Genomic DNA, 4,772 nt, shown 5'->3' on the forward strand with positions numbered 1-4,772 from the left:
TCGAAGCGCAACTAACTTTCTCGCAGCCGTCTGCATCGCGGCGACAATCAGCTATTGGTTATGAGTCTGGACCCTAAAATGATTTGGGCATTGCTGGCGATGGCCAGCATCGTCGGCAGCTTAAGTCTAGCCTACGCCCAACAGGATCCGCGCGGAGCGACCAGCTATCTGCCGGTGGACATCAAAGAATCTTTTGCATCGATCATGGCGCGAATGAAAGCGGCGAAACCTGACGTCATGAAGAAGCACGCCGATCTTCTCAACGCGCGTTACGATCTCGGCAATCGGCCCGCCAAAGACGCGACGATGTCGCGCGGCAAACCCCTGCAGGAGGGCATTCGCATCAAGCTGCCCTCCGGCGTGACTTGGGAACAGCTGGCGTCGATGAGTCCAGCGGAAATTCGCGACAAGAAAGCATTCCCTAAGGGATTCTTGCCGCTGCCGCATCCAAACCATCCCGAAGGCGGAATGCTCTTTCCAAAGTTCGAAATCAACGAGCTCGTTAAGCAGGAAGGGCGCGACCTCACCCGCTTCGACCTGGATTTCGACATCCCCGATCACTTTCTGCCGGAATTTCCGCCGCCGATCTTTCTAACGACTCGTCCGGATCTTGGCGACGTTTCCCATGGAAAGCTGGTCACCATCGACAACTTTTACGAGCTCTTCAACGGCATCTTGAACCCGAAACAGTTCGAAGGCCTGCGTCTATTGCTGACGCCGTTCGCGCAGCAGCAGTTCAACCAGACCGAGGATCGCCGCTCGGAGAAACCGAGTCGTGGCGTTGCCTGCCTCGATTGCCATGCGAATGGCCACACCAACGGCGGAACGCATCTTGCCGGCGATGTCCGTCCGCAGGCCAATCGTCATCGAATCGATACTCCTACGCTTCGAGGCGTGAACGTCCAGCGGCTCTTCGGCTCGCAACGCGTCATGAAATCGGTGGAGGACTTCACCGAATTCGAGCAACGCGGCGCATATTTCGACGGCGATCCGGTCATCGCTACGAAGAAAGGCGTCAACATCCTGGAGCGCGGCAGCCAGATCCACTTCATGGCTGAAGTGCAGGAGCTGTTCGATGTCCCGCCGGCGCCTAAGCTGGACGTCCTCGGGAAACTCGATCCGGCGAAAGCGACGCCGGCCGAACTACGCGGGCAGGAAATCTTCTTCGGCAAAGGGCAATGCTCGGCATGCCATGCGCCGCCCTTCTACACCGATAACACCATGCACAATCTGCAGGTGGAGCGCTTTTACAAGCCCGAGATGATCAACGGCATGCTGGCCACCGCCGACGGACCGATCAAGACATTTCCGTTGCGCGGCATAAAGGACTCGCCACCCTATTTCCATGACGGCCGGCTTTTGACCCTTGAGGATACTGTCGAGTTCTTCAACCTGGTCATCGGAACCAAACTGACGGCGACGGAGAAACAAGACTTGGTGCAATTCCTCCGCGCGCTCTAACGCCTTTCCCGTCGCGAACCGGCGAATGGTTCGCGACGGGAACTCCAGCAACGCGGCGAAGCAACTGGCTTCCTCGCATGGGGGCGCGGATCAAGGGATGCGGTTCAGTCGCGCGTGATTCTTCGAGGGCTGTTTCGGCAATGTCACAGTGCGGTTAATTACATGAATCCCGATTCATTCATTTCGGCGCCGCTAAATTGACTGATGCGCGACGCTGCTCCGAGGAGTGGCGCGTCGGCTTGAACAACGCAATCCAAGCGCGGTTTCAATATCGGTGGTTGATAGCGCCTCGGGCTGCCGACATCTCTCTTGCAGAGTCGACCCCCGGTGAATTTAGCAACGGCGCATGAATGACCGCATCACCAGGGAATGGACGCGAGCGGAAGGAATTTGGGTGCATAGCGGGAACGGTAGTCCCTGGGCGTGCAAGAGTTTTGCTCTCTTTTTGTCGCCCCTCAGCTCTTCTTGATCGTCTTTGCGTTGATCGCGCTACGATTGATCCATCGTCGATTCACCTCCCACAGCGCCATGCCGACACCCAGCAGACCGACCGCGACCGCGTAGTCGCTCGCCGGCCGACCGGAAAGCACCGGAAGGGCGAGATAGCCGCACAAGAGCGCGCCCAGGAGCGGCGTCCCGGGAGGCGCGCGAAAATGCGTGTGTTCGACCTTGTCCCGGCGTAGCGCCAGACAGGCAATATTAACTCCGGTGAAGACGCACAGAAGGAGCAGCGCTGTGGTGCCGCCAAGCTTCTTCACTCCATCATCGCCGACGACGACGACCAGCGCCACAGCAAGCGCGGCGGTGAACAAGATTGAGACCCAAGGCGTGCGCCGGGACGGATGCACAGTGGCGAACACAGGGGGCAGAATGCCTTCATGGGCCATGCCGTAGAGTAGCCGGCTGGCCATTAGCAGGTTGATCAGCGCCGAGTTGATCACGGCGAGCAAGCCGATGCCGGCGAAGAATTTTAGCGGGAAGGCAGGGGCTCCGATGGCGACCACCTTCAGCAGCGCACCGGACTTCGCGGTGGCAAGCGTCTCGGCAGGGACCAGTAGCGAAGCGGTGAGAGCGACCAGCCCGTAGAGCACGGCCGCGGCGGCCAGTCCGGAAAGCAACGAGCGCGGGAAGATCCGCGCTCCGCCCTCGCATTCCTCGACCATGTTCACCGAATCCTCGAATCCGACCATGGCGAAAAAAGCTAGCGAGGTGGCCGCCGTGATCGAAAGCAGAAGGCTCTGGTCTCCGGTATCGATCTCTAAGAGTCGGCTCGGATCGCCTTGGCCAGCTTCGAGCGCGTAGCCGCCGATCGCAATGACAAGCATGAGGCCAGAAATTTCAATGGCGGTAAGCACCATATTGACCTTCACCGATTCGGCCACCCCTCGGAAGTTGATCAGGCCTAGTGCAACGAGAAATCCGACCGCCGCCGGCATGACCGGCCATTGGACAAAGGGCTGGAGGTAAGCGCCGAAAGCGCGGGCCGCCGCCGCAGCTGACGTAATGCCCGAACCCATCACGGCGAAAGCTACCAAGAAGGTGAGGAAAGGAATATGAAACGCCCGCTGGACGTATAGCGCCGCGCCGGCAGCGCGGGGATATTTGCCGACCAATTCGAGATAGCTGAACGCGGTAAGGAACGCGACTGCGAACGCCGCAAGAAATGGCAGCCATAGCGCGCCGCCGATCTGCTCGGCCACGCTGCCCATGAGCGCATATATGCCGGTGCCGACAACGTCGCCGATAACGAAGAAGAACAGCAACTTTGGACCGATCGCCGGTTTTAGCGTCGGCTGGATCGCGCGCGAGCGCCGACTAGTTTCATTCAACATAATGATCAATCAGCATCTAAGGCTTGAGACAATCGTCGACTAACGACCGAATGTTGGGCGCCGTGGCTGAGCCCGCAAATCTTGTTCGTCATCGCTGGTCTCACCTATCGATTTCGCCAAAGACAATGTCGAGCGAGCCGACGATGGCGGACACATCCGCCAGCATGTGATCGCGCATCAGATAATCCGCGGCGGCAAGATGCGCGAAGGAGGGCGCTCTGATCTTGCACCTGTATGGTTTGTTTGAGCCGTCGGAGACAAGATAGACGCCAAACTCTCCTTTCGGCGCTTCGACTGCCGCATAGACTTCGCCAGCCGGCACATGAAACCCTTCCGTGTAGAGCTTGAACTGCTCGATCATCGCTTCCATTGAGCGCTTCATTTCGGAGCGCTTCGGCGGTGTAACTTTATGATCATTCACTGCGATTGGCCCGCTGCCCGCGCTCGAGGCGAGTTTGTCGAGGCATTGCTTCATGATGTGGGTCGACTGTCGCATTTCCTCCATTCGCACGCAGTAGCGATCGTAACAATCACCATGTTTGCCGGTTGGAATGCCGAAATCGAATTCAGGATAGCATTCGTAAGGTTGCGCCTTGCGCAGATCCCACGCTGCGCCGCAGCTCCTGACGAACACGCCGGAAAAGCCCAAGCGCCATGCGTCATCGAGGGTCACGACGCCGATATCGACATTGCGCTGCTTAAAGATGCGATTATCAGTAAGCAAACCTTCGAGATCGTCGCAGACTTTCAAGAATGGATCACAGAAGGTATAAATGTCATCAAGAAGCTTGCCGGGAAGATCCTGATGCACGCCGCCAATGCGGAAATAATTGGCGTGCATGCGCGCCCCTGAGGCGCGCTCATAGAACGCCATCAATTTCTCACGCTCTTCGAAACCCCACAAATTGGGAGTGAGTGCGCCGATGTCTGAAGCTTGCGTGGTAATATTCAGCATATGAGAAAGAAGCCGACCGATCTCACAAAAGAGCACGCGAATGAGTTGCGCTCGTCTCGGAAGCTCGAGTTCGAGCAGTCTTTCGGCAGCGAGACAAAAGGCGTGCTCTTGATTCATCGGCGCGACATAGTCCAATCGATCGAAATAGGGCAGCGCTTGTAAGTAGGTCTTGTTCTCGATCAGCTTTTCGGTTCCCCGATGCAGAAAGCCGACATGTGGATCGACCCGCGTCACCACTTCTCCGTCCAGCTCGAGTATGAGCCGCAGTACGCCATGCGCCGCTGGGTGCGCGGGCCCGAAGTTCACGGTGAAGTCGCGTCCCGAAGTAAGGAACATGGCTGCCTCAGAATTTCTGGGGGAGCAACGCTGCTTAGAGGCGTGTGTTCCGCGTCAATTGCGCCGATCCGGTAGAAGAAACTGAATCCGCTGTCGCGCACGGCCTGCGTGCTTAGGGCTCGGACCTATAAAGTTGTTGGCTTGGGCGCGATGTCGTGATTCACAGCTTCCGAAAGGAAGCGCCAATG

Annotated in this window: 3 protein-coding genes; 1 reads left to right on the forward strand and 2 read right to left on the reverse strand. The window is 58.0% G+C overall.

Going from position 1 to position 4,772, the window contains the following annotated elements; translation table 11 throughout:
• Window positions 1–432 precede the first annotated feature (432 nt).
• Window positions 433–1,461, forward strand: a complete 1,029-nt coding sequence (locus HUN39_RS18785) for a cytochrome B6 (protein ID WP_232366227.1) — start codon at window positions 433–435, stop codon at window positions 1,459–1,461.
• Window positions 1,462–1,916: 455 nt separating this feature from the next.
• On the opposite strand, the gene HUN39_RS18790 is transcribed toward HUN39_RS18785, so the two are convergent.
• Window positions 1,917–3,293 (reverse strand): APC family permease, encoded by a 1,377-nt coding sequence (locus tag HUN39_RS18790; protein WP_175095955.1) that lies wholly within the window; start codon window positions 3,291–3,293, stop codon window positions 1,917–1,919.
• 100 nt (window positions 3,294–3,393) lie between these two features.
• Complete coding sequence (locus HUN39_RS18795) at window positions 3,394–4,584, reverse strand: NADH-quinone oxidoreductase subunit D (RefSeq protein WP_175095956.1); 1,191 nt, start codon at window positions 4,582–4,584, stop codon at window positions 3,394–3,396.
• Between the last annotated feature and the right edge of the window lie 188 nt (window positions 4,585–4,772).

Origin of the sequence: Methylocystis silviterrae, assembly GCF_013350005.1 — a bacterium.
GTDB lineage: Bacteria > Pseudomonadota > Alphaproteobacteria > Rhizobiales > Beijerinckiaceae > Methylocystis > Methylocystis silviterrae.